Here is a 22,602-nt window from a genome sequence, read left to right as displayed (position 1 = left end):
CGGCCGCCCGCCGCGACGGCGCCCTGCACCTGGCCCGCTGGGGCGCCCGCTGGCCGGGCGCCGGTGCCCGGCTGCGGCAGGTCTGCGCAGAGGATGCCCGCACCCTGACGCCCCCCCAGAAAGCCCAGCTGGCCGAGGGCCTGGCGGAACTGGGCGATGCCGGCGGCGCCCTTGGCTGCCTGGGGCAGGCCGAGGCGGCCCTCTCCCCGAGCGGCCGGCTGCGCCTGGCCCAGGCCCTGCTGGTCGGGGACGCGGAGCAGCAACGCCAGGCCGAGCGTCTGCTGATGCGCGTGGCCCGCACCAGCCCGCCACCCCCCGAGGCGGACGCGGCCGTGCGGCTGCTCAGCCAGCTGGACGGTCCTGCCGCCAGGGCCGCCCTCGACCAGCTGCCGCCCCGCTGGCGGGACAGCGCGCCGGTGCAGGCCCGGCGGATCCTGGACGCCGAACCGCAGGGTCCGGGGCCCCATGCCGGCACCGATGCGGCCGCCCTGGGCCTGCTGGGCCGCTCGCCCCAGGATCCCGCCAGCCGTGAACTGCAGTGGGACCTGGCCCGGGAACGGCTGCTGGCCGGCCAGTGGCGGGCGGCCCTCACCCTGCTCGAGGCCATCCCCACCGACCGGCTGCCGCCCCCCCTGGCGGCACGTCAGAGCTTCTGGGTCGGCTTCGCCCAGGCGCAGCTCGGCCAGGACGCCGCCGCCCGGGGCACCTGGGAGGCCCTGCTGCGGCGCCATCCAGGTGGCTACTACGGCTGGCGTGCCTCCGTGCGCCTGGGCCAGGGGGATCTGGACCTGGGCGCCGGTCCCCGCCAGCCGCCCGACAGCGCCGCCTGGCAGCCCCTGACCAGCGGCGACCCGACCCTGGATCGCCTGTGGCGGCTCGATCAGCGCACCGAGGCCTGGGAAACCTGGCGCGACCGCCGCGGCCGCCGCGATCCGGAGGGGAGCCAGGAGCTGCTGCTGGAGGGGCGGCTGCGTCAGGGGGTCGGCGATGACTGGACCGCCTTCGGCCTGCTGGAGCGGGCCAGCCTGCGGCTCGGCGGCGACCAGTGCGGCCTTGAGCGCCAGCTGGAGCGCAGCCTCCACCCGCTGCGTTTTCCGGAAGCCTTCGCGGCGGCCTCGCAGCAGGCCGGCCTGCCGATGGAGCTGCTCCTGGGGGTGGCCAAACAGGAGTCGCGCTTCACCCCGACGGTGCGCTCACCGGTGGGCGCCACCGGGCTGATGCAGCTGATGCCCGCCACCGCCGCCGAGCTGGCCGGTGGGCCGGTGCCGGAGGCCGTGCTGGAGGACCCGGCCGAGAACGCCCTGCTCGGCGGCCGCTACCTGGCCCGGATGCTGCGCCAGTGGGACGGCAGTCCCCTGCTGGCGGTGGCCAGCTACAACGCCGGGCCGGGGGCCGTGGCCGGCTGGCTGGGGCCCCGGCTGGCCGGTGCCCCGGAGCTGTGGGTGGAGGCGATTCCCTATCCCGAGACGCGCCTCTACGTGAAGAAGGTGCTGGGCAACGTCTGGAGCTACCAGCAGGGCCCCGAGCCAGGCTGCTGAGCGGCGCCCTGGTGCAGGGAGGCGATCAGCGCACGATCATGCGGCCGAAGTTGGCGCCGCCCAGCACCAGCAGGGTGAGCACCGCCGCCAGCACCAGGGGCGGCGGCACCACCCGCACCCGCAGCAGATCAAGCCGGGCCAGCAGCACCGCCGAGCCCAGGATCAGCACATTGGCCAGCACGTTGAGGTGCAGGAGGTACAGGCCACCCACCGTGACCGCCAGCAGGGTGACCACCAGGCTCACCACCCGGCTGGCGGCCATCAGCATCGACACCTGACGCAGCATCAGATCGGGCATGGTGCAGACCACCACGATCAGCAGGGCCTGCAGGCACTCCGCCGACCAGATCAGGGTGGTGAGCCCGTGCATCTGGGATTCAGTCACATCCATCGCCCGGCTCCAGTGCATGCCCAGGTAGGTGCTCACCCCCATCAGCACCAGCAGCATCGGCGCCTGCAAGGGCAGCAGCAGCAGCCGAAAGATGTCTCTCATCCCTCGCTCCTCATGGCTCCAGCACCAGGGTGATCGCCTCCAGCGGGCAGCTGGGGATGCACTGCTCGCACACCAGACAGCGGGAGGCCTCGAAATGCAGCCGCTGGCTTGCCGCGGTGAAGCTCAGGGCACCGCTTGGGCAGACACTGGAGCAGATGCCGCAATCGACGCAGAGGTCCGGGTCGATGCGGATCTCGCCGGGGGCGCGGTTGAGCCCCAGACCCTGGCTCTCCAGCCAGTCCTCGGCCGCATTGAGTTCGTCGATGTCGCCGGAGAGCTCCACCACCATGGTGCCGCTCTGGTTGGGGGCGATCTGAGCCCGCAGGATCTTGGCGGCGATGTCGAAATCCACCGCCAGCCGGTAGGTGATCGGCTGATGGACCGCCTCGGAGGGGAAATGGAGAGTGAGGCGCCGTTTCACCGCTCCAGACCGGGAAAACAAACGCTAGCAACGCTGGTCAGGGCTATCAGCGCGATGGCACTGTGCATGGGCCTCCGCTGAGCGAGGAGCACCACTGCCAGAGTGGCCCCGTTCCATGCCACCGCCGTCCATGGCCCCCTCGGGCAGTTCCCCCCCGCCAGCCCTGGGCCGGCTTGAACGCATGGCCCTGGCGGCGGTGGCGGCGGTGCTGGTGGTGCTGATGCTGTGGCTGCGGGGCGGCCTGCACCCGGAAGCGCCCCTGGAGCGCCTGGCCCGCCAGTCGCCCGAGTTCACCACGGCCATTGCCGACGGCCGGCCCACGCTCGTGGAGTTCTATGCCGACTGGTGCGAAGCCTGTCGGTCGATGGCGCCGGCGATGGAGACGATCGAACGCCAACGCCATGGCCAGCTGGATGTGGTGCTGCTCAATGTGGACAACCCCCGCTGGCAGCCGGAGCTGGAGCGCTACGACGTCAACGGCATCCCCCAGCTGGAGTTCTTCGATGCCGCCGGCGACTCGGTGGGCCGCTCCATCGGCGCCCGCAGCGGCCCCGAGCTGGAGGCCCTCACCACGGCCCTGGTGGAGGGCGAGCCCCTGCCCAGGCTGGCGGGGGTGGGGGCCGTGAGCTCCCTGGCCGAGGCCGCAGCGCCCCCCGCGGCCGACACCCAGGCCGGCCCCCGCAGCCACGGCTGATTCCCCCGACCCCGCAACCTCACATCCCCCCGTCGACCCCGCCCATGGATCCCCGCTTCCGGGTCAGCCTGATCGCCGCCACGCCGAACCCGCAGCAGTGCGTCTACGCCGGGATGCACCAGGACTACAGCGAAGGCTTCGTGGCCGCCGACCGGGAGGACTGGCCCGACGAGCGGAAGGCCGGCGAGATCTGCGTCAAGCGGCTGCTGGCCGGCGAGCGGGGCCACTACGGCCCCCTGGAGCACGCCCAGATCGTGCTCAACGTGGGCTGGTTCCCCCATTCGGTGATGCAGCAGGCCCGCACCCACCGGGTGGGGGTGAGCTTCGATGTGCAGTCGATGCGTTACACCGGCGACCGCATCCGCCGGGCCGCCATCGGCGAACTGGAGCTGGAGGAGGTGTTCTACCTGCGGCCGGTGGGGGCCTACAGCGACCGCCAGGGCAAGAAGTACCTCTACGACGAGGCCCAGCGGGCCATCGACCTGGCGATCTGCCGGGCGGCCGCCGACCGCTACCGCGACCTGCTCGATGCCGGCTTCGCCGAGGAGCACGCCCGCGGCATCCTCCCCTTCGACTACCGCCAGCACTTCGTGGTGAGCTTCACCCTGCGGGCGTTCCTGCACTTCCTCGATCTGCGGGCCAAACTCGATGCCCAGCAGGAGATCCGGGAACTCTGCGATCTGATGTGGCCCCACCTGCAGACCTGGGTGCCGCAGTTCGCCGAGTGGTACGAGAAGAGCCGGCTGCACAGGGCGCGGCTGGCGCCCTGACCACCGGGCCCGGGGGCTTAACGGTCCAGGGTGCTCTCCAGGACGTGCTTCAGCTTCCGTGCCGCCCCGTCGACGGCCTGCTCGACGGTCGCGGCTTCATCGCTGGCCGAGAGGGGCTGGTGGCCGGCCGGCCGTGCCTCCAGCACGCAGCGCATGTCCTCGCTGCCGGTCTTCTGGTCGCTGTTCTGGTCGCTGAGGTGCACCTCCACCCGGGTGAGCTGGGCGCCGAAATGGCCCAGGGCCCCCCGGACGGCCGCCTCCACCGCCTCCGCCAACCGCTCGTCGCCCCCAATGTTGTGGTCGGTGTTGATCTGGACTTGCATGGTTCTCTCCACGTCTGCGCCACTTCCCTGCCACCGTATGACGGCGAACGCCCTCGGGGCCGAAGCCGCCGATTCAGTCGCTTTCCACTCTCAGCATTCCCGCCTTCCCGGGATGAAAGCCAACGGGAAATTGGGTTTTCGAATCGTATTTTGCCCCCGCAAGCTGAGCGCCGGTGCGTTCCGCTCCCAGCAGCACGGCACCACGGAGGCCCGAGCCACCCGCTGGAACCACATGGCGCTTCAGCAGCGCACTGAAATCGTCGCGGATCTCGATGGTCTCAGTCATGGTCTTTATCGTGAGGTGGCACATGGTGGAGCCTATGCGATGCAGACCTAGGAGCGATCTCGCCTCCTTGGCAGAAGCCGCTGCTGCAGAAGATAGATGCCCGATGCGCCAAAGACGAGGAACGTGAGCGCCATGATCGAACCGGAGAGATTCGCATGGAACTGAAGCTGCAACGACTCCTTCTGCCCTGCATCGGGAGAGGGGAATCCGAAGAAGATGCCCCAGGCCATGCCTATCAGAAAGCCGATGGAGCTGCCCAGCATCAGGAGGAGCGGCGTCTTCGTGGCCCTGGTCATGGCGGAGGCCCAACGCTACCCGAGCGGGCAGCATCACCACGGTCGTGGTGTTGTTCTTGGCGCCGATCTCGGTGAGCGGCAGCTGCGTCAGCCCCCCTGCTCCGCTGAGGCCAGGGGGAGGCGCTCTGCCGAAAGGATCAGGTTGTAGACATGGAACTCCAGATCGCGAATCCAACCCAGCCGCTCATACAGGGCCTGAGCGGTTTGATTGCCGGTCGCCGTGGAGAGGGTGAGGCAAAGGGCACCCACCTGCCTGGCGTACTCCGCCGCAGCCTCGAGGAGACGGCTGGCGACACCTTGCTTGCGGGCACCCTCCACGACATAGAGGTCATTGAGGATGAAGGTCCTGGCCAGGGAAAGGGAGGAAAAGCCTGGATAGAGCTGGCAGAAGCCAACGGCTACCCCATCCACGGTCGCGATGAAGAGCACCGATTCCCCATGCTCGAAGCGGGCCCGCAGGAAGCGGCCTGCGGCCTCCCCATCACTGCTGCGTCCGTAGAAGCGGCGATAGGCATCCAGCAGCTGCGCGAGATCGGATAGATCGGCGAGGACGGCCTGCCTGACGTCAACCTGCTTCATGGCCGCAGGATAGGGACAGGCTGGCCTCACGGAAGGCGCGCCGGAACTTCGTGGGGTCCGGTGAAATCGAGCCGGGTGACGTGCGGATGGGGCCGCTGATGTCGGGCCAGGAGATGGGCCGGCTGGGCACCACGATCCAACCCGTCTGCGGCTCCCCGTAGGTCACGCACTCGCCACCGATGGCGGCGTGGTGTGCGGCCAGGGCGCAGAGGGCGGCATCGATCTGGTCGATGCTGGTGAGCGGAGCCAGGTCGATGCCCGCCAGCCGCAGCAGCTCCCGGCGCTGGGTGCGCTTGCGGGCCGCCTGGGCGTTGCCGCCGCGCAGGTGCCAGGTGATGGCGTGGGGAAAGGTTTCGAAGCAACAGTGCTGGCCTGCGAGCGGCGGCGCGGCGGCGAGCGGATGGGTGGGCTCGAGGGCCTGATACAGCGCTTCGCCGCGCAGCATCCAGCCGTAGTAGTCGCTTGGGTGGGCGACGGCGGCCTCGCGGGTGGGCGAGGCGAAGCAGACGATCCCCTGCCGCCTCAGCTCCCGTTCGCAGGGACGGGCGCGGCCATCAACGCTCCAGCGGCAGGGGGCATCGATGGCGATCACCCGCGCCTGCACCACGCAGCGGCACCAGTGGGCGAGCTCCCGCGCCTCACGGCTGGCCAGCTGGCCCGCGTAGGCGCCATCACGGAGGGCCACAGCGTGGAATCCCTTGAGGGGGCCGCCCACATCGATGCCGACGGTGGTGATCAAAGCCGCGGCAGCTCTGATGAAACAACGACGCTCGTCAGCAAGCCTGAATGCCAGACGATGAACATCGTGACGTTGGCTGCCGCCGTGAACCAGAACATGGCCACGAAGCTGGCCTTGGAACACTTGTGGCGCAACAGCTGCTGCGCGAGCAGAGCGCCAGGCCAGCCGCCGGCGAGACCGAGCAGGTGCAGCGTCTTCTCTGGCGTACGGCGGCGACCGTGGATGGCCGATGAGGCTTGGCTCTCCTGCTGGGCTCGACGTACTGAACGGAATGGGCACGAGATTTGCCCTCCCGTCCTGGCTCCACCTCAAACGTCAGCGATTGCCCGATCGATGGACGGCCTGAACCCGAAGGGAAGGCCTTGATATGGACGAAGATATCCTTACCACCATGAACTGGTTCGATGAAACCGAAGCCTCGCTCATCGTTCCATGATTTGAGCTCTCCCAGGAATCGTGGTGGAGGCATCTAGCTCGGTCTAACACTGCCCCTGAGTGGCAGGCAATGCATAGGGCGAGCATGAGACTCAATGGATGCCTGTCCAATCGATGGGCTTTTTAGACAGCGTCAGTCTTGTCTAGATGTTCTTCAAGAAAACGACACGTCCATTTATGCATGTCTTTCACGTCCTCCTCGTTAAATGCCTTCCAGTCTCCATGCGCTGCACTATTACGTATATCTGCAAGTGCGGTTATACGCTTCTGCATGAGTTTTGAGTAAACACCGGCTTTTGCAAGTTCGGCGTTAACTCGATCAAGCCTTGGGACCTCTGCTAGCTCTAAGTTCGAGCGAAGAGCTAGCCGACGGAGACCATCTTCTAGAACTGCTCCAACAACAACGGCCGCTGGAGCACAGTACCCCGCCTCAATCAACGCGCTGGCTTGATCTAGAAAGTCGCTGAAGACTTCTGCCTCAACCAACTCTTTGATCTTCAACAAGTAACCCTGCTCGTAATCCTCAAGCGCCGCCCTAAGAACCCCAAGTGATCTACGCACAGGCGAGTAGCTGAGGCCCTGCTTTCCTGGTTGTTTGGAAAAGTTCAGGTAGTGCTCGCTGTCTTTCGCAAAGACTCGCGCAAGGATGTTCTGAACGTTTGTAAACCACTGATGAGCCAATTGGCCATCGACCGTCGCGTCAAAGCCGATTGAATTGCGCGGAGGATCCCGTCGCGTCGCGAGCAATGCCTCGCCTCGATCAATCAGCTCCTTGATTCGTGAGACGATTTTCTGATCAACGTTCACGGTACGATCACCTGACTTTTGTACGGCTGTCTAACTACTAAATGGGCGGGTCCGATAACCACCCCACCGACCAGCCTTATTTCCGCATAAGTTCGTGCCCTAGGCAAAGCCATACCCCGAGAGCGCTGCCGCGGCAGCCACTCCGTAGAAGAGCGAAGCACCAGCCCAGCGACTTGGGCGAACCCGATATCGAACGGCTCGTTTGGCTGCACACACCAGCATCGGTGATCGCTATAACGCACCCATGCCCGTCCTTCACACCTTCGCCAGGGTCACCCGCTCGGGCTGGTGCTGGTACTTGCCGGCCCGGTCGCTGTAGGTCGTGGCGCAGGGGTCGCCTTCGAAGAACAGCAGCTGGCAGATGCCTTCGCCGGCGTAGATGCGGCAGTCGGCACCGGAGGAATTGCTGAACTCCAGGGTGAGGTGGCCCTCCCAGCTGGCTTCGGCCGGGGTGGTGTTGACGATGATGCCCAGGCGGGCGTAGGTGCTCTTGCCCAGGCAGATCACGGTGATGTTGGCCGGCACCCGCAGCTTCTCCAGCGCCACCCCCAGCCCGTAGGAGTGGGCCGGCAGGATGAAGTAGTCGCCGTCCTCGTCGCTGTGCATCGGCGCCGGCTCCAGATTGGCCGGGTTGAACCGTTTCGGGTTCATCACCGTGCCGGGCACGTGGCGGAAGATCAGGAACTCCTTCGGCGACAGGCGCAGGTCGTAGCCGTACGACGAACAGCCGAAGCTCAGCACCGGGCCGGTGCGGGCCTCCGGATCCAGGTGGCGCACCAGGGTGGGCTGGAACGGCTCCAGCATGCCGCCGGCGGCCTGTTCGTTGATCCAGTGGTCGTTCTTGAGCATGGAGCTAACGGCCCTGGCGCAGCTGGGTGACCTGGTCGGCCATGGCCATCAGGCTGGCCGGCATCGAAGGGCCCGTCAGGATGACATCCAGATGGGCCGGCCGCTGCTCGAGGCTGGCGATCACCTCCGCCGCCGGCAGGTAGCCCAGGGCGATCGCCAGGCCCAGTTCGTCGAGCACCAGCAGATCCAGATCTCCGGCCAGCAGCCGCCCGCGGCTGTAGTCCCACACCTGGCGCACCGCGTCCTCGGCCTCGTCCTCCACGGGCGGCGGCCCATCGAGGCAATGGGGAGTGGCCGGCCGCAGCCACTGCAGCCGGCCGCAGAGCCACAGGCTGCCCGCCAGCCCCTGCTCCACTCCACCCTTGAGGAACTGGCTCACCAGCACCCGGCTGCCAAGACCTGCCGTGCGCAGAGCCTGGCTGAACACGGCCGCGAAGCTGCCGCGGAAGGGGGCTGTGTGGATCTGCAGCAGCCCCTCAGGCTGGGTCACCAGCCGCAGGGGCGGCGTCAGTGGCGGCACCAGAGCCAGCCCCTCGGATCGGGATCCGGCCGCCGATCGCTGGGAATGGCCGGGGTCGACGAGGCTGGCGGTCATGGACACCCCATGGAAGCGGTGGGCGGAGGGGTCGGGGGGAACGCCCCAGCCCTTCACCTCCCGAATGTAGCGGCCATCGCCAGCTGGACACACCATCGGTAGTGGAAACAGGCGTACCAGCGGCGACACCTACGCTGCCGTTTCCCCGCCCCGGCCCCGTGACTCCAGCCCGCAACGACGGCCGCAGCGCCGAGGACCTGCGCCCCGTGCAGGTGCACTGGGATCCCATGGGTTTCGCCCTCAGCTCGGTCACCTTCGAGGCCGGCCGTACCCGGGTGCTGTGCAGCGTCTGCCTTGAGGAGGAGGTGCCCCGCTGGCGGCGGGGATCGGGCAGCGGCTGGCTCAGCGCCGAGTACCGCCTGCTGCCCGCTTCCACCCCATCCCGCCAGGGGCGGGAGCTGATGAAGCTCTCCGGCCGCACCCAGGAGATCCAGCGCCTCATCGGCCGCAGCCTGCGGGCCGCCCTGGATCTCGACGCCCTCGGCGAACGCACCCTGCTGGTCGACTGTGACGTGCTCCAGGCCGATGCCGGCACCCGCACCGCCTCGATCACCGGCGCCTGGATCGCCCTGGCGGCCGCCCTGCAGCGCCTCCAGAACCGCGGGGTGCTGGCCGCCTCGCCCCTGCGCCAGCAGGTGGCGGCGGTGTCGGTGGGGCTGGTGGATGGCGAGGCCCTGCTGGATCTGGACTATTCCGAGGATTCCCGTGCCGACGTGGACCTCAACGTGGTGATGGACGAGCAGGGACGGCTGCTGGAGATCCAGGGCACCGCCGAGGGTGCCCCCTTCCCCCGCGCCCGCCTCGATGCCCTGCTGGATCTGGCGGAGCCCGGGCTGCGGGCCCTCCAGGAGGCCCAGCGGCAGGCCCTGGCGCTGGCACCCGCTCCGTAAACCGGCGAGACCCTACAAAGGGTGTGATTCGCTACATGGTTCGCCCATGGCGATCCATAGGTTCCTTACCATTCGCCACGCCTCGATGGTCGCCGCCACGCGTGGCTTCAGTCGCTACCCCAACAGTCCATCCAGCGGGTCACCCGGTTCGGTGACTTCCATGGGTGCGTCCGGATCGAACTCCACCACCCTTCTCGAAGTGATCCGGGGGCTGTCGGGCAGCAGCGTCGAAACCATTGAACGGGGCAAGACGATCTTCTTCCCCGGCGATCCGGCCGAGCGGGTCTATCTGCTGCGCCGCGGCGCCGTGCGGCTGTCCCGGGTGTATGAATCCGGTGAGGAGATCACCGTCGCCCTGCTGCGGGAGAACAGCCTCTTCGGCGTGCTGTCCCTGCTCACCGGCCAGCGCTCCGACCGCTTCTATCACGCCATCGCCTTCACCCGGGTGGAGATGGTCACGGCCCCGGCCACCTCGGTGCGGCGGGCCATCGAGCAGGACGCCAGCGTCGGGCTGCTGCTCCTCCAGGGCCTCTCCTCCCGCATCCTCCAGACCGAAACCATGATCGAAACCCTCACCCACCGGGACATGTCCTCCCGGCTGGTAAGTTTCCTGCTGGTGCTCTGTCGCGATTTCGGCGTGCCCGGCAGCGAGGGGATCACCATCGACCTGCGCCTTTCCCACCAGGCCATCGCCGAGGCCATCGGCTCCACCCGGGTGACGATCACCCGCCTGCTGGGCGATCTGCGCAACGACGGACTGGTGCAGATCGACCGCAAGAAGATCACCGTCTTCGATCCCATTGCCCTGGCCAAGCGGTTCAGCTGAGCGGCCGGCCCCTGGCGAAGGGCCTGCCGCCGCCGCCAGGGATACTTGTTGCACCGCGAAACCGAGGCGCAGAGGTGTCGGGCTGGCTGCTGATCCTGGCGCTGCTGGTGCTCGGCGGAGTGCTCTCCACCCTGGGGGACCGGCTCGGCAGCCGGGTGGGCAAGGCACGCCTCAGCCTCTTCAACCTCCGGCCCCGCAACACGGCTGTGGTGATCACCGTGCTCACCGGCAGCCTGATCAGCGCCGTGTCGCTCGGGCTGATGCTTCTGGTGAGCGAACGGCTGCGGGTGGGGCTCTTCCAGCTCGACCAGATCCAGGAACGCCTGCAGCAGAGCCGCATCGCTCTGCAGCGCAACCAGGCGGAACTGGGGCGCACCCGCGGTGAACTGGAACGCAGCCGGCTGGATCTGACCACCGCCGAACGCCGGCGTGACCAGGCCCTGGCCAGCCAGCGCCGGGCCCGGGACCAGCTGCTGGAGGCCGAGCGACAGGTGGAGACCCTGCGCCGGGAGCTGCAGCCTCTGCAGGCCCAGCGCCGCCGCCTGGAGGCGGAACGGGACCGGCTCACGAAGGAGGTGAAGGGCCGCGACGCGGAGATCCGCCGCACCGAGAACGAGCTGGCCAGCGTGCGGCGCCGCATCAGCGCCGGCGAAAAGGAACTGGAGGATCTCGAGAAGAACGTGATCGCCCTGCGCCGGGGCGACGTGGTGATCGCCAGCGGCCAGCCCCTGGCCACCGCCAAGGTGCAGCTGCAGCGCCCCGGCCAGGCCCGGCAGGTGATCGATGCCCTGCTGCAGGAGGCCAACCGCGCCGCCTTCCAGCAACTGCTGCCCGGCGAGCCCCCCAGCCGCCAGATCCTGCTGGTGCCCCGCAGCGACATCACCCGGCTGGAATCCCTGCTCGGCAGCCCGGGCACCTGGGTGGTCAGCATCCGCTCCGCCGCCAACGTGCTGCGGGGCGAGGCCCAGGTGCTGGCCTTCCCGGACCTGCGCCCCAACCGCCAGGTGGTCGAGCAGGGGGAGGTGCTGGCCCGCACCGCCCTGGAGCCGGACGTCCGTGATCCGGCCGCCGTGCGCAGCCGCCTCAACCTGCTGCTGGCCGCCGCCTACGCCAAGGTCCAGCGCCAGGGGACCCTGGCCAACGGCCTCCAGTTCGATGCCGCCAGCCTCACGGCCCTGGCCCGCGAGCTCGGCGACCGACCCGCCGGCGTCAGCGCCAACCTCGAGGCCGTGGCGACCCAGGCCGCCGACACGCCGGACCCGATCGGCGTGGAGCTGCGCTGGGTGCGCAACGAACCGGCCCCCCGCGCGCCACGGCCATGACCGCCACCGGTGGCGGAGGCGCCCAGGCCCCAGGCCCCCTGGCCGGCCTGGATCCGGGTCGCAGCAAGTGCGGCTTGGTGCTCACCGATCCGGAGCGCCGCGAGATCCGCGCAGCCCTGGTGCTCCCCCCCGAGGCCGCCTGGCGGCATCTCCAGGACTGGCAGAGGCAGCGGGGCCTGCAGGTGGTGGTGATCGGTGACGGCACCGGCAGCGGCCCCTGGCGCCGGCGCCTGGAGCCCCTGCTGACGGTGGAGGTGGTGGACGAACGGGGCACCACCCTGGCGGCGCGGCGCCGCTACTGGCAGCTGTTTCCCCCCAGGGGCTGGCGCCGGCTGCTGCCGCAGGGCATGCGTCTGCCGCCGCGGGACTGGGACGACGTCGTGGCCCAGCTGCTGCTGGAGCGGCGGCTGGGGCGGGAACTGCCCCGCCGCCCGGATCAGAACGAGGCCCGGACGGTGAAGACGTAATCGCCGCCGGGCTCGAGCTGGTAGTCGGCCTTGAGCAGGAAGCGCAGCAGGGCGTCCTGGATCAGGGCCCGTCCCAGGGAGGGCTCCACCTGGAGCTCACCCCGGTCGAAGGCCCAGCGGAAACGCCACTGGAATGTGCCCGCCGTGATCTCGCCCTCCAGCAGGCAGGGGTTGAAGCTCTGGCGCAGCACCCGCAACTGGGCAGTGGTGGCGGGCAGGCGACTCACGGGAATCGGGCAGAGGGGCAGCCGGGCTGGGGCGGTCGATGCCTTCAGGATGGCGATGGATCGGCCTTAAAACTGTTCAGCCGGTTGGCGGCCCGCTCCAGGCCGAGGCGCCGGATCAGGTCGATGCCCGCCTCCACCTCTCCCAGCACCTGCTCCAGCACAGGTCTGTCAGTGGCCGAGAAACGCCCCAGCACATGGGACACGGTACGAGCCCGGCGCTCCACCGGGTTGTCAGCGGGGGCGCCGATGCCGATGCGCAGCCGGGCGAAGGTCTCGCTGCCCAGATGGGTGATGGTGCTGCGCAGGCCGTTATGACCGCCGGCGCCTCCCGCCGCCCGCAGCCGCAGACGGCCCAGGGGCAGGTCCATGTCGTCCACCAGCACGAGCATCTGGGAGGGATCCAGGCGGAACCAGTCGAGGGCGGCCCGGATCGAGCGACCGCTGTCGTTCATGAAGGTCTGGGGCATCAGCAGCCGCAGCCGCTTCTCCCCCTGTCCCGTTTCGGCCAGCAGGCCATGCAGACGGGGCTGGTTGCGGAAGCCGGCCCCTTCGGCCCGTGCCAGGCGCTCGAGCACCATGAAGCCGACGTTGTGGCGGGTGTCGGCGTAGCGGGCGCCGGGATTGCCCAGGCCCACCAGCAGTTGCAGATCCAACGGCGTCAGCGACCCTCAGGACGGGGCGTTGGCGCCTTCTTCGACCGGCTCCACCACCGAGGCTTCCAGCGCCGACTCGTCCCGGGGTGGGGGTGCCGCTGCGATGGCGGGCGGGGTGGGCTCCGGATCGAGGGGCTGATCACTGCCCACGGCGCTGCGGAACTCCTTCTCGAACTCCTGCGATGCCGACTGGAAGCCCCGCAGGGTGCGGCCCAGGGTCTTGCCGATCTCCGGCAGGCGCTTGGGTCCGAAGACCAGCAGGCCGATGGCGGCGATGACCGCCATCTCGGGCAGACCGATGCCGAAGATGTTCATGGGCAAGGAGCGAGGGAAATCAGCCGACGCCGTTCCAGTTGACGTTGATCCCCTCGAGCAGGAGGGACTTGTTGTACAGCTGCAGGATCACCAGCAGGAAGACCAGGAACAGCAGCATGAACACGCCCATCACGGGGGTGGTCCCCCAGCCGGGCACCACTTTTCCGTACTCGGAATTCAGGGGGCGCAGCAGGTTTCCCAGACGGGTGCGTTGGGCCATGGCAGCTCGGACCTCTCGGGCACGGGATCGCGGTGCTTACTGTAAGCGTCTTGCCGGCCCCACCGAGTTGGGCTGTCGAGAGTTGTGACGGAACCCCGCACCCCCGCCAGCCCTGCCCGCCATGGATCCCGCCGCCAGCACCTCCCCAGCCCTTTCGGTGGCCCTTGCGGTGCTCGCCGTGCTGCTGGCGCTCACCGGTTTCGGCGTCTACACCGCCTTCGGCCCCCCCTCCAAAGGCCTCACCGATCCCTTCGACGATCACGACGACTGATCCGGAATCCTGCGGCCCAGCCGCCAGTGACCGAGCTGCCAGGGCCCCAGCACCAGCAGGTCTGAGAGCTCCCCTTTCCCCAGGTCCTCACCCAGGCCGTCACAGCGGCTGAGGGCGACCCAATCGGGGCCTGGTGCCAGTCGGCGCCGGCAGGGTCCCAGGTTCTGGACGCTGAGGAGCACCTCGGCCGATCCGGCCACGGCAGACCCCTCCTGCAGGGGCCGCAGGGCCACAAGCTGCAGATCCTCCCCGAGGCTGGGGAAGAGGGTGTCGGAGGCGCCAGCCCCGGGTCCGGCGCCTCCCGCAGGGCGACACCACAGCGGTTCCCTCAGGCGGATCGCCTGCTGGGGCGCTCCCGCCGCCCGCCAGCCGCCGGGACACGGCAGCAGGGCCAGCCGCTGACGCTGCCAGCCGTTGTCAGCGCCGGGATCGGGCCAGGTGGGTCCCCGCAGCAGGGACACCCCCAGGCGCCCCTCCGTGGCCGACACCCCCTGGGGCCCATCGAGCAGCACCGCCAGGCCATCCCCGCCGCCGTCTCCCACCGAGGCCATCCAGCTGATGGCGCTCACCTCCCAGCGGGCCCGCTCCCGGGCTGTGCGGGGGGTGGCAGGTCGCTCGATCACCCCCCCGGCGGTGTCGGCGGCCCAGCGGCTGGCTCGCCGGGCCAGGGGGATCTCCAGGCGCAGCAGCTCGTGCCGCTGGCGCCACTGGGTGCTGAGCACCAGTTCCAGCCAGGGGCTCCCCGCCAGCAGGCGGCCATCGAGGCGCACCGGGCTCTCGCCACAGCGGCCGCGCCAGCGGAAGCGGGCGCAGAGGGGACCGGTCTCGAGCCATTCCGGCACCCCCTGCCAGGTCCACGGACGGGGGTGCTGGTGGTAGTCGGCAGCCAGATCCCAGGCATCCCAGAACTCCCCCCGGTCGCGCCAGCGGCACCAGGCCAGGGGACCAGCGAGCTGGGGCACGCCGGCTGCATCGAAGAGCTGCTCCACCCCCCGGGGGCCGATCAGGGCGGAGAGCCGGCCGTTGCCGAGCCGCCAGTGACCGGGTCCCAGCTCCCCGGCCGGCAGCAGCTGCACCGGCCATTGCACGGGCAGGGCGTCCTCGCTGCCGGCGGTCGGCGACCCCGAACCCCGCCGCTGCCGACGCAGACGCAGCACCCCCACCCCCTCGATGCCGGGCAGCTGCAGCCACTGACCACCCCCGGGGGCCGGCTGCCCCGCCAGCGGCCGCTCCCCCCCCGGAGCCTCGAGCCTCCAGTCGCCGGCCGGCAGTCGCAGGGTGCGGGGCACCCCCGGCAGAGGTTGGAGCTGCACGGCGCACCAGGGCTCCGCCGCCCCGACGGACCGGGCCCGCCGCAGCCCCAGCAGCAGGGCCCCGTCGCGTCGGCTGCAGGCCCGGCGCCGGGCCTGCAGCCACTGGGGCTCGGCCTGCTCGAACACCTCCGGGATGGCGGTGCCCGGCAGGATGTCGTGGAACTGCTGGAACAGCAGGGTGCGCCAGTCCTCCTGAGTGGGAGAGGCGGCCCCGGGCTCCCCGCTCAGGAGGGCGACGGCCAGGTCGGCCTCCCGCAGCAGCCGCTCCAGGGTGCGGTTGTGGCGTTTCTGGTCGGGCCGGCTGGTGGCACAGCCGCGATGCAGCTCCAGATAGAGCTCATCCCGCCACACCGGCAGCTGGGCGGCCAGGGGCTCCAGGGGTTGCAGGAAGGCCCGCAGGGTGCCGTGGCGCTGGTCGGCCGCCACCGGCTGCTGCTGCCAGAGGGCGAGCTGCTCGAGCATCTCGGCGGTGGGTCCTCCGCCGTGGTCCCCCACCCCCGGCAGCCAGAGGGCATCGGCGCAGCCACTGGCCTGCTGCCATTCCAGGCGGTAGCGCTCCATGGCCACCGGATCGCCATCGGTGCCGATCGGCGCCGTCATCAGGGCCAGCACCTCGGCGCCGCAGCGGCTGCGCCAGCGGAACAGGCGGTGGGGGAAGGGGTTGGTGGCATTCCAGGCCAGCTTGTGGGTGCAGAACCAGCGCACCCCCGTGGCGGCGGCCACCGCCGGCAGGCCGGCGGCGAAGCCGAAGCTGTCCGGCAGCCAGGCCAACTGATGGCTCCACTCCGGGAAGGTGCGCCGGCTGTAGTGCTGGCCCTCCTGGAACTGGCGCAGCAGCGAGGCGGTGGACACCAGGATGCAGTCGCTCTCCACCCAGGGGCCGTTGAGGGGCTCGAAACGGCCGGCCCTCATCGCCTGGCGGATGCGCGCGAACAGGGCCGGCCGGTGTCGCTCCAGCCAGGCGTAGAGGGCCGGGGTGGAATGGCCGAAGTGGAGCGACCCGAAGCGCTCCATCAGAGTCAGGACGGAGGCGAAGGTGCGCTCCGCCGCCTGCCAGGTGTCGGCGACGGGCCACAGCCAGGCCAGATCGAGATGGGCATGGCCCAGCACGTGCAACACCCCCTCACCAGGGGTTCCGTCATGACCCTGTCCGCGGCGCAGCTGGCGCAGCTCGTCGCCGGTGGACCTCAGCAGACCATGGGGATCGGCGGGATCGAGGGGTTCGAGCTCGATCCGGCTCCGGATCAGAGCACCGTCGTCGTGGAGCGGACTGCGCAGGCGCAGCTCCAGATCCAGCGCCGCCCCCTCCCACCAGCGCATGGGCAGGGGCCAGCGGCAGGCGGTGTCGAACAGATCACCGGTGTGGATGGGCTCGCCATCCACCCAGAGTTCGGCGCGATCGGCCCACCAGCACAGCACCAGCCGGGCCCTGGCTGCCCCCCCGGCGGCGGGCGCCAGGGGAAGCCACTCCTGCGGACAGAGGCAACGCAGGCGCAGGTGACACCACTGGCCGCCCCGGGGCCAGATGATCAGACCCCGGGCCGCCCAGTCGGGACGGTGGCTCAGCCCCCAGGCCGCCCCCAGGGCCGCAACGGCGCCGCCTCCAGGCTGAACGCGTTGCCAGCGGGGCTGGAGATCCTGCGGCCGATGCATGGGGAACGTGACTGAAACGTTTCAATCGGGGCCGGTTGCCCCCGCCAAACGGCATCGGACAGCCTGGGAGGAGGACCACCACCCATAAGATGATGCGGCTGCCGAGGGGTCATCGAGACCCGTACCGGCGCCTGTCACTCCCTGTCACCCGCCGGACAGACCATGCTCGCTCTCAAGATCTCGGTTTACTCGGTCGTCTTCTTCTTCATCGGGATCTTCGTCTTCGGCTTCCTGGCCAGCGATCCCACCCGCTCCCCCAGCCGCAAGGACCTTGAGGACTGAATTCGTCCTCTTCCCTGACGCCCGCGCCTGTGGCGTCATTCTTCGCCCGTCCTGACAACCGGTCCGACAGGGGAGCAGCCGTTGAACCCCCATGGCAGGATCGGCCGCGTCCTCGCCGTCCCCCCGCTGCCTGTGGTGTTCCATCCCCGGACGGCACGTCGGCTGGCCCCAGGCGGCAGCCTTTGCACCAGCCTGTGGCTGGGGCTCTGCGGCGTGCTGGCAGTGACTGCCGCCGCACCGGCCCGGGCCGTGCCGGACGGAGCCACCGCCCTGCCGGCCGAAGCTCCCCGACCCGCAGCAGCGGCAGAGTCCACCCCCGATCCCTTCGACGACGAACCTGAGGCCGGAGCCTCTCCTGCACCGCCGGCTTCCGGCCCCGCCACGGCACCGGCCAGGCCGGCGCCGCTGACGGTGCCGGAACCGGCCTCTGGCCTCTCCCCGGAGGGCCTGAAGGACGAGGACGTGCCCCTGGAGATCGAACTGACCGCGAACCAGCAGGGGTACGACGGCCAGCTGCAGCGCTTCGTGGCCACCGGCAACGTCATGGCCAGAATCGCCGGGGGCCGCCTGCTGGCGGATCGGCTGGAATTCGAAGCCAGCACGCGCTCCATCTACGCGGTGGGCAACGTGCGTTTTCAGCGCGGCCAGCAATACCTGCAGGCCAGCCGCCTGCGCTATTCGCTGCTGGAGGGGATCGGCGAGATCGACGACGTCTACGGCGTGATCGATCTCGACACCAGCTCGGCCGACTTCGACCTCGCGACGGAGGCCTCCCAGCCGCTGCCGCCTCCGGAGCCGATCAGCTGCACACCGATCTACCCGGCCGTGCCCCAGTGGCATCCCTACCCCTGGGCGGCGACCGCATGGGCCGGACAGATGTACGCCGGTGAGTTCGGCGACACCTTCACCTTCAGCGGCCGGTTCCGGCCCGAATACCTGGGGGGGATCGGTCTGCAGCGCCGGCTCTTCGAGGCCGGACCGGTGTCGCTGGAATTCGACGCCAACCTGCTCGGCCACCGGGCGAGCGCCCAGCCGGGCGGGGGCTTCAACCAGTCGGTGCCCTTCTCCAACACCCCCAGCCAGACCTTCGGCGAGCTGACCGCGGGGCTCGGTCTGCGGCTGTGGCTGAGGCCCTGGCTCAACGTCTTCTTCGTCGAGGGACTCAGTGTCCTCTCCGCCAAGAGCAACTACGAGAACACCTTCCGTCCGAACTCGGCCCGGCTGCTCAACTATCTGGCCTTCGAGGTGGAGGCCCTGGTCACCCCCCGCTGGTCGGCGGTGGGCCGCATCCACCACCGCTCCGGGGCCTACGGCACCTTCAGCGGCGTCAGCGAAGGCAGCAACGCCTACCTGGTCGGCCTGCGCTACCGCTTCGGTGCCGACCGGCCGGCCACCGGCCAGCCGATGGCGGTGCCACCGGCCCAGGGCTGTCCGGGGGCGCCTCCGCTGGCCAGCGAACAGCCCGACGGCCTGGCCCAGCGGCTCGAGCAGGTGACCATGGGGCCGGGCTGGAGCGGCACCAACAGCCAGCCGGTGCCACCGCCACCGGAAGCGGCGTCCGGCCCCGACAGGGGCGGGGTCTGGCGTAACGCCCGCGAGCAGGAACGGCTGCGCCGCGAGGCCATCGCCGCGATCCCCCAGAGGGTGGACGGCGTCAGCTTCCAGCGAAGTCTCACGGGCGAGCGGGGGTTCGGTTTCTCCGGGAATCTCTCCACAACCGACACAGCCGACGACTTCGGCACGACCCGACCGGAGCAGCTCAGGGGCCTGAACAACTCCAGAAGCGGGGAACTGATCAAGGGCTTCATCAGCCGCTGGCGGATCCAGAGTCGGCGCCTGAGATTCACACCCAACACCCTGTCCGCAGATCGGATGGGATTCACCAACGATCCCTTCACCCCTGCCCAGTCGTGGATGGATTCCGAGCAGGTGGTGATCACCCTGCTGCCGGATGGCACGACCCTGGTCAAAGCCCGACGCAACACCCTGCGGCTCGAAGACCGGTTGCCGATCCGGGTCACGCGCGAGCAACGGATCGAGAAGGAGGAGGAGGTCAGCAATCGCCTGGTGCTGGGCAACGACACGGAGGACCGGGACGGCTTCTTCATCGGCTACAACCAGTCGTTCAAGCTCGGCAACACCACCACCCTCCAGATCCAGCCCCAGGTGATGGTGCAGCGTCTGTTTGAGGGCACCACCAGCGTCTATCCCCCACCCGGCTCCCCCCCTGGCAGCACCCGCAGCGTGGAGCAACCGGCCAAGACCGGTGATTACTTCGGCCTGGAAGCCAAGCTCAACGGCATGTTCCTGGGATTCGACGCCGAAGCCAGGCTCAGTCTCTCCACCCTTGATCCCGACAATTTCGCCGACGGGACCCGCAGCTACGGCGACTTCTCCAGGAAGGTGACCATGCCCCTGCTCGGGGAAAGCACCTTCAGGATCTTCGGGGCCTACCGCTTCCGGACCTGGAACGGCTCCCTGGGGGAACAGGACGTCTACTCCGCCTACGGCGTCTCCCTCGAAGACCGGGGATCCGCCCCCAGCTGGGGCAAGCTCTCGCGGAGCTATTACTGGAGGCTGGGCGTCGGCCGGTTCGAAGCCGAACAGTCCGGGAGCTCCGATCTGCTGAGCCTCTGGCGGGCCAGTGCGGTCGGCTCGATGAACTTCTCCTATCCCCTCTGGACCGGGAAGGCCTCCACCAGCCCACCGGTGGTGGCGTTGTCCAATACGCCGGTGCCGGTCGTGCCCGGCCTGCGCCTGGACGCCAACCTGCTAGGTATCGCGACTTACTTCAGCGATGGCTCCAACCAGAACACGATCGGGCTGTCGTTCGGCCCCTCGCTGACCCTGGGCCACTTCGAGAAGCCCTTCTTCGATTTCACCCGGCTCACGGTCACCGGCGGCATCACCTTGCGGCAGGGCCAGAGTCCGCTCAACTTCGACCGGGCCGTGGATCTGGGCACGCTGGGGATCGGTCTCAGCCAGCAGCTGGTGGGTCCCCTGGTGTTCAGCGGCGGCGTGGGCATCAACGTCGATCCCGGTTCCGAGTTCTACGGCGACATCACCGGGTCCTACCTGGAGCTGCGCTGGCAGCGGCGCTCCTACGAGATCGGGGTGTACTACAGCCCCTACGACGGCCTCGGTGGCATCCGGGTGCGGCTGAACGACTTCAACTTCAACGGCCCGGGAACGCCCTTCATCCCCTACCACCCCACAAGAAACACTCTCCAGCGCCCCTTCTAGGTAAAGCCCGCCCCTCCTAGGTAAAGCCGGCCATGTAGGGCAGCCGGGCCACCGTGGCCCGCAGTTCGTTGTCGTGGGCCACCAGTTGGGCCGTGCCGTTCCATTCCCCGCTCACCAGCATGCGGGCGGGACCTGCGGGGAGTCCCAGGGGCCAGACCCGGGAAGACCCATCGCCGCTGAGCGTCACCCGGGGCGGGTCGAGATCGAGCTGCAGAACGGTGCCCGGATCGGCGGCGATGGCCGCCTGCAGGGCCAGTACGGCGTCGTGATCGGCGGTGAGGCAGGGTATGCCCAGGGCCAGGCAGTTGCCGAAGAAGATCTCGGCGAAGCTCTCGCCGATCACCGCCCGGATGCCCCAGCGCATCAGCGCCTGCGGCGCGTGCTCCCTGCTGGAGCCGCATCCGAAGTTGCGGTTCACCACCAGGATCGAAGCGCCCCGTTGTTCCGGCCGGTCGAAGGGATGGTCGCCCGCCCGCTCGGCGCGGTCGTCGGCGAAGACGCCGTCGACCAGACCGTCGAAGGTGACACATTTCAGATAGCGGGCCGGGATGATCCGGTCGGTGTCGATGTCATCTCCGGGAAGGACCAGGGCATGCCCCCGGAGGGCCTGGATCGGTCCGGACGGGAAGGGGCTGGTGCTCATGCGGAAGTGGCGGCGGGCTCTGGGTTCGTAGGGATGGCGAGCAGCCGGCGCACATCGGCGACGTGGCCGCTGACGGCGGCCGCCGCCACCATGGCTGGGCTCATCAGCAGGGTGCGGCCGGAGGCGGACCCCTGGCGCCCCTTGAAGTTGCGATTGCTGGAGCTGGCGCTGATCTGGCGCCCCTCCAGGCGGTCCGGGTTCATGGCCAGGCACATGGAGCAACCGGGCTCACGCCACTCGAAGCCGGCCTCGCGGAACACCGCATCGAGCCCCTCGGCCTCGGCCGCCGCCGCCACCTGCTCGCTGCCCGGCACCACGAAGGCCTTGATGCCGACGGCCACGTGGCGGCCCCGGGCGATGGCGGCGGCGGCGCGCAGATCGCTGAGCCGGCCGTTGGTGCAGCTGCCGATGAAGCAGACGTCCACCGGCAGCCCCTCGATCGGCGCTCCGGGGCTGAGATCCATGTAGCGATAGGCCTCCTCGGCGATCGGCCGCTCGTCGGCCTCGGTCTGCTCCAGGGTGGGCACGGTCTCGTCGACACCGATCCCCTGCCCCGGGGTGATGCCCCAGGTGACGGTGGGCGCGATCGCCGCCGCGTCGAACACCACCTCATCGTCGAAGACGGCATCGGCATCGGAGGCGAGGCCGCTCCACCAGGCCACGGCCCGCTCCCAGGCCTCGCCGGTGGGGGCGTGGGGCCGCCCCTTCAGGTACGCGAAGGTGACGGCATCGGGATTGATGTAGCCGCAGCGGGCACCGCCCTCGATGGCCATGTTGCAGAGGGTCATGCGCTCCTCCATCGAGAGGGCCTCGATCGCCGGGCCGGCGAATTCGTAGGCGTAGCCCACACCGCCCTTCACCCCCAGACGACGGATGATGTGGAGCACCAGATCCTTGGCGAAGACGCCGCTCTGCAGCTCCCCCTCCACCCGGATCCGGCGCACCTTGAGCTTGCCCATGGCCAGGCTCTGGCTGGCGAGCACGTCGCGCACCTGGCTGGTGCCGATGCCGAAGGCGATGGCCCCGAAGGCGCCATGGGTGGACGTGTGGGAATCGCCGCAGGCCACGGTCATGCCGGGCTGGGTGAGCCCCAGCTCCGGGGCGATCACATGAACAATGCCCTGGCGGCCGCTGCCGAGGCCATGCAGGGTGATGCCATGGGTGGCGCAGTTGGCCTCGAGGGTGGCCAGCATCTCCTCGGCCAGGGAATCGGCGAAGGGCCTCGCCTGGGAGGTGGTGGGGACGATGTGATCCACCGTGGCCACCGTGCGCTCCGGATGGCGCACCGCCAGACCGAGGTCATGGAGGGCGGCGAAGGCCTGGGGGCTGGTGACCTCGTGGATCAGGTGCAGACCGATGAAGAGCTGGGTGGCACCGCCGGGCAGATCGGCGACCCGGTGCAGCTCCCATACCTTGTCGTAGAGGGTGCCGGCGCTCAAGAGACGGGATCGG

28 protein-coding genes and 1 pseudogene are annotated in these 22,602 nt (G+C 69.5%); 10 read left to right on the top strand and 19 right to left on the bottom strand.

Going from position 1 to position 22,602, the window contains the following annotated elements:
- Nucleotides 1-1,538 (top strand): lytic transglycosylase domain-containing protein (locus tag KUG41_RS06005; protein ID WP_216902125.1); only part of this gene is annotated, 1,538 nt, incomplete at its 5' end.
- A gap of 25 nt (nucleotides 1,539-1,563) precedes the next feature.
- Here KUG41_RS06005 and KUG41_RS06000 read toward each other — a convergent pair.
- Both KUG41_RS06000 and KUG41_RS05995 read right to left on the bottom strand, forming a co-directional pair.
- A complete protein-coding gene (locus KUG41_RS06000) occupies nucleotides 1,564-2,031 on the bottom strand; it encodes a hypothetical protein (protein ID WP_216902116.1) in 468 nt (155 codons plus the stop codon).
- Nucleotides 2,032-2,041: 10 nt separating this feature from the next.
- Nucleotides 2,042-2,452: an NIL domain-containing protein gene (locus KUG41_RS05995; RefSeq protein WP_216902114.1), complete on the bottom strand. Its 411-nt coding sequence runs from the start codon at nucleotides 2,450-2,452 to the stop codon at nucleotides 2,042-2,044.
- Nucleotides 2,453-2,582: 130 nt separating this feature from the next.
- On the opposite strand from KUG41_RS05995, the gene KUG41_RS05990 reads away from it, so the two are divergent.
- Nucleotides 2,583-3,146, top strand: coding sequence for a thioredoxin domain-containing protein (locus tag KUG41_RS05990; RefSeq protein WP_216902112.1), 564 nt, complete (start codon nucleotides 2,583-2,585; stop codon nucleotides 3,144-3,146).
- 44 nt (nucleotides 3,147-3,190) lie between these two features.
- Nucleotides 3,191-3,916 carry an FAD-dependent thymidylate synthase gene (gene thyX / locus KUG41_RS05985; RefSeq protein ID WP_216902103.1) on the top strand — a complete coding sequence of 242 codons (726 nt, stop codon included), beginning with the start codon at nucleotides 3,191-3,193 and terminating at the stop codon, nucleotides 3,914-3,916.
- 17 nt (nucleotides 3,917-3,933) lie between these two features.
- Here thyX and KUG41_RS05980 read toward each other — a convergent pair whose 3' ends face one another.
- The 10 genes and pseudogenes from KUG41_RS05980 to KUG41_RS05935 all read right to left on the bottom strand — a co-directional run bounded on the left by KUG41_RS05980 (nucleotide 3,934) and on the right by KUG41_RS05935 (nucleotide 8,825).
- Nucleotides 3,934-4,239 carry an HPF/RaiA family ribosome-associated protein gene (locus KUG41_RS05980; RefSeq protein ID WP_216902101.1) on the bottom strand — a complete coding sequence of 102 codons (306 nt, stop codon included), beginning with the start codon at nucleotides 4,237-4,239 and terminating at the stop codon, nucleotides 3,934-3,936.
- Between the two features lie 73 nt (nucleotides 4,240-4,312).
- Nucleotides 4,313-4,525 carry a hypothetical protein gene (locus tag KUG41_RS05975; RefSeq protein WP_216902099.1) on the bottom strand — a complete coding sequence of 71 codons (213 nt, stop codon included), beginning with the start codon at nucleotides 4,523-4,525 and terminating at the stop codon, nucleotides 4,313-4,315.
- 47 nt (nucleotides 4,526-4,572) lie between these two features.
- Nucleotides 4,573-4,821, bottom strand: a complete 249-nt coding sequence (locus KUG41_RS05970; protein ID WP_216902097.1) for a hypothetical protein — start codon at nucleotides 4,819-4,821, stop codon at nucleotides 4,573-4,575.
- A gap of 87 nt (nucleotides 4,822-4,908) precedes the next feature.
- Nucleotides 4,909-5,400 carry a GNAT family N-acetyltransferase gene (locus KUG41_RS05965; RefSeq protein WP_216902095.1) on the bottom strand — a complete coding sequence of 164 codons (492 nt, stop codon included), beginning with the start codon at nucleotides 5,398-5,400 and terminating at the stop codon, nucleotides 4,909-4,911.
- On the bottom strand, nucleotides 5,387-6,139 hold the full coding sequence (locus KUG41_RS05960) for a DUF429 domain-containing protein (RefSeq protein WP_254216887.1): 753 nt from the start codon (nucleotides 6,137-6,139) through the stop codon (nucleotides 5,387-5,389). The genes KUG41_RS05965 and KUG41_RS05960 overlap by 14 nt, the downstream gene beginning before the upstream one ends.
- Nucleotides 6,136-6,324, bottom strand: coding sequence for a DUF1294 domain-containing protein (locus KUG41_RS16085; RefSeq protein WP_371734051.1), 189 nt, complete (start codon nucleotides 6,322-6,324; stop codon nucleotides 6,136-6,138). The genes KUG41_RS05960 and KUG41_RS16085 overlap by 4 nt, the downstream gene beginning before the upstream one ends.
- An 89-nt stretch (nucleotides 6,325-6,413) precedes the next feature.
- Nucleotides 6,414-6,608: pseudogene (locus KUG41_RS16080) on the bottom strand (cold shock domain-containing protein); the annotation flags it as partial.
- Between the two features lie 89 nt (nucleotides 6,609-6,697).
- Nucleotides 6,698-7,381 (bottom strand): DUF4145 domain-containing protein, encoded by a 684-nt coding sequence (locus KUG41_RS05945; protein WP_216902093.1) that lies wholly within the window; start codon nucleotides 7,379-7,381, stop codon nucleotides 6,698-6,700.
- Nucleotides 7,382-7,636: 255 nt separating this feature from the next.
- The gene (gene dcd, locus KUG41_RS05940) at nucleotides 7,637-8,230 is read right to left on the bottom strand and encodes a dCTP deaminase (protein WP_216902091.1); all 594 of its coding nucleotides are present in this window, start codon (nucleotides 8,228-8,230) and stop codon (nucleotides 7,637-7,639) included.
- A gap of 4 nt (nucleotides 8,231-8,234) precedes the next feature.
- Nucleotides 8,235-8,825, bottom strand: a complete 591-nt coding sequence (locus KUG41_RS05935) for a cob(I)yrinic acid a,c-diamide adenosyltransferase (RefSeq protein ID WP_216902140.1) — start codon at nucleotides 8,823-8,825, stop codon at nucleotides 8,235-8,237.
- Between the two features lie 158 nt (nucleotides 8,826-8,983).
- On the opposite strand from KUG41_RS05935, the gene rph reads away from it, so the two are divergent.
- The 4 genes from rph to KUG41_RS05915 all read left to right on the top strand — a co-directional run bounded on the left by rph (nucleotide 8,984) and on the right by KUG41_RS05915 (nucleotide 12,330).
- Entirely contained in the window at nucleotides 8,984-9,715 is a 732-nt protein-coding gene (gene rph, locus KUG41_RS05930) for a ribonuclease PH (RefSeq protein ID WP_216902089.1), read from the top strand.
- A gap of 85 nt (nucleotides 9,716-9,800) precedes the next feature.
- The gene (gene ntcA / locus KUG41_RS05925; RefSeq protein ID WP_216902087.1) at nucleotides 9,801-10,541 is read left to right on the top strand and encodes a global nitrogen regulator NtcA; all 741 of its coding nucleotides are present in this window, start codon (nucleotides 9,801-9,803) and stop codon (nucleotides 10,539-10,541) included.
- Between the two features lie 74 nt (nucleotides 10,542-10,615).
- A complete protein-coding gene (locus tag KUG41_RS05920) occupies nucleotides 10,616-11,863 on the top strand; it encodes a DUF3084 domain-containing protein (RefSeq protein WP_216902083.1) in 1,248 nt (415 codons plus the stop codon).
- The gene (locus tag KUG41_RS05915; RefSeq protein ID WP_216902081.1) at nucleotides 11,860-12,330 is read left to right on the top strand and encodes a resolvase; all 471 of its coding nucleotides are present in this window, start codon (nucleotides 11,860-11,862) and stop codon (nucleotides 12,328-12,330) included. The genes KUG41_RS05920 and KUG41_RS05915 overlap by 4 nt, the downstream gene beginning before the upstream one ends.
- Here KUG41_RS05915 and KUG41_RS05910 read toward each other — a convergent pair.
- Genes KUG41_RS05910 through psbH form a run of 4 tightly spaced genes read right to left on the bottom strand, consistent with a single transcriptional unit; the run spans nucleotide 12,300 to nucleotide 13,745 of the window.
- The gene (locus KUG41_RS05910; protein WP_216902079.1) at nucleotides 12,300-12,557 is read right to left on the bottom strand and encodes a DUF3146 family protein; all 258 of its coding nucleotides are present in this window, start codon (nucleotides 12,555-12,557) and stop codon (nucleotides 12,300-12,302) included. The genes KUG41_RS05915 and KUG41_RS05910 overlap by 31 nt on opposite strands.
- A 44-nt stretch (nucleotides 12,558-12,601) precedes the next feature.
- Nucleotides 12,602-13,210, bottom strand: coding sequence for an aminoacyl-tRNA hydrolase (gene pth, locus KUG41_RS05905; RefSeq protein ID WP_371734048.1), 609 nt, complete (start codon nucleotides 13,208-13,210; stop codon nucleotides 12,602-12,604).
- A 15-nt stretch (nucleotides 13,211-13,225) separates the two neighbouring features.
- Entirely contained in the window at nucleotides 13,226-13,525 is a 300-nt protein-coding gene (locus tag KUG41_RS05900; RefSeq protein ID WP_216902077.1) for a TatA/E family twin arginine-targeting protein translocase, read from the bottom strand.
- Nucleotides 13,526-13,544: 19 nt separating this feature from the next.
- A complete protein-coding gene (gene psbH, locus KUG41_RS05895; protein ID WP_015109629.1) occupies nucleotides 13,545-13,745 on the bottom strand; it encodes a photosystem II reaction center phosphoprotein PsbH in 201 nt (66 codons plus the stop codon).
- A gap of 121 nt (nucleotides 13,746-13,866) precedes the next feature.
- Here psbH and psbN point away from each other — a divergent pair, with 121 nt between their 5' ends.
- Complete coding sequence (gene psbN / locus KUG41_RS05890) at nucleotides 13,867-14,016, top strand: photosystem II reaction center protein PsbN (protein ID WP_015109630.1); 150 nt, start codon at nucleotides 13,867-13,869, stop codon at nucleotides 14,014-14,016.
- Here the strand turns inward: psbN and KUG41_RS05885 are convergent.
- Nucleotides 14,004-16,982 (bottom strand): glycoside hydrolase family 38 C-terminal domain-containing protein, encoded by a 2,979-nt coding sequence (locus KUG41_RS05885; protein ID WP_216902075.1) that lies wholly within the window; start codon nucleotides 16,980-16,982, stop codon nucleotides 14,004-14,006. The two genes, psbN and KUG41_RS05885, sit on opposite strands and share 13 nt — an antisense overlap.
- 162 nt (nucleotides 16,983-17,144) lie before the next feature.
- Between KUG41_RS05885 and KUG41_RS05880 the strand changes: the two genes are divergently transcribed.
- Both KUG41_RS05880 and KUG41_RS05875 read left to right on the top strand, forming a co-directional pair.
- A complete protein-coding gene (locus KUG41_RS05880) occupies nucleotides 17,145-17,264 on the top strand; it encodes a photosystem II reaction center protein I (protein WP_015109632.1) in 120 nt (39 codons plus the stop codon).
- A 132-nt stretch (nucleotides 17,265-17,396) separates the two neighbouring features.
- On the top strand, nucleotides 17,397-20,507 hold the full coding sequence (locus KUG41_RS05875; protein ID WP_216902073.1) for a DUF3769 domain-containing protein: 3,111 nt from the start codon (nucleotides 17,397-17,399) through the stop codon (nucleotides 20,505-20,507).
- Between the two features lie 16 nt (nucleotides 20,508-20,523).
- On the opposite strand, the gene KUG41_RS05870 is transcribed toward KUG41_RS05875, so the two are convergent.
- Both KUG41_RS05870 and leuC read right to left on the bottom strand, forming a co-directional pair.
- A complete protein-coding gene (locus tag KUG41_RS05870) occupies nucleotides 20,524-21,150 on the bottom strand; it encodes a 3-isopropylmalate dehydratase small subunit 2 (RefSeq protein ID WP_216902071.1) in 627 nt (208 codons plus the stop codon).
- Nucleotides 21,147-22,589: a 3-isopropylmalate dehydratase large subunit gene (gene leuC, locus KUG41_RS05865; RefSeq protein WP_216902069.1), complete on the bottom strand. Its 1,443-nt coding sequence runs from the start codon at nucleotides 22,587-22,589 to the stop codon at nucleotides 21,147-21,149. The genes KUG41_RS05870 and leuC overlap by 4 nt, the downstream gene beginning before the upstream one ends.
- Nucleotides 22,590-22,602 lie beyond the last annotated feature (13 nt).

Source organism: Synechococcus sp. CCY 9618 (assembly GCF_019038415.1).
GTDB lineage: Bacteria > Cyanobacteriota > Cyanobacteriia > PCC-6307 > Cyanobiaceae > Cyanobium.
This window is presented reverse-complemented; position numbering and strand designations above follow the sequence as displayed.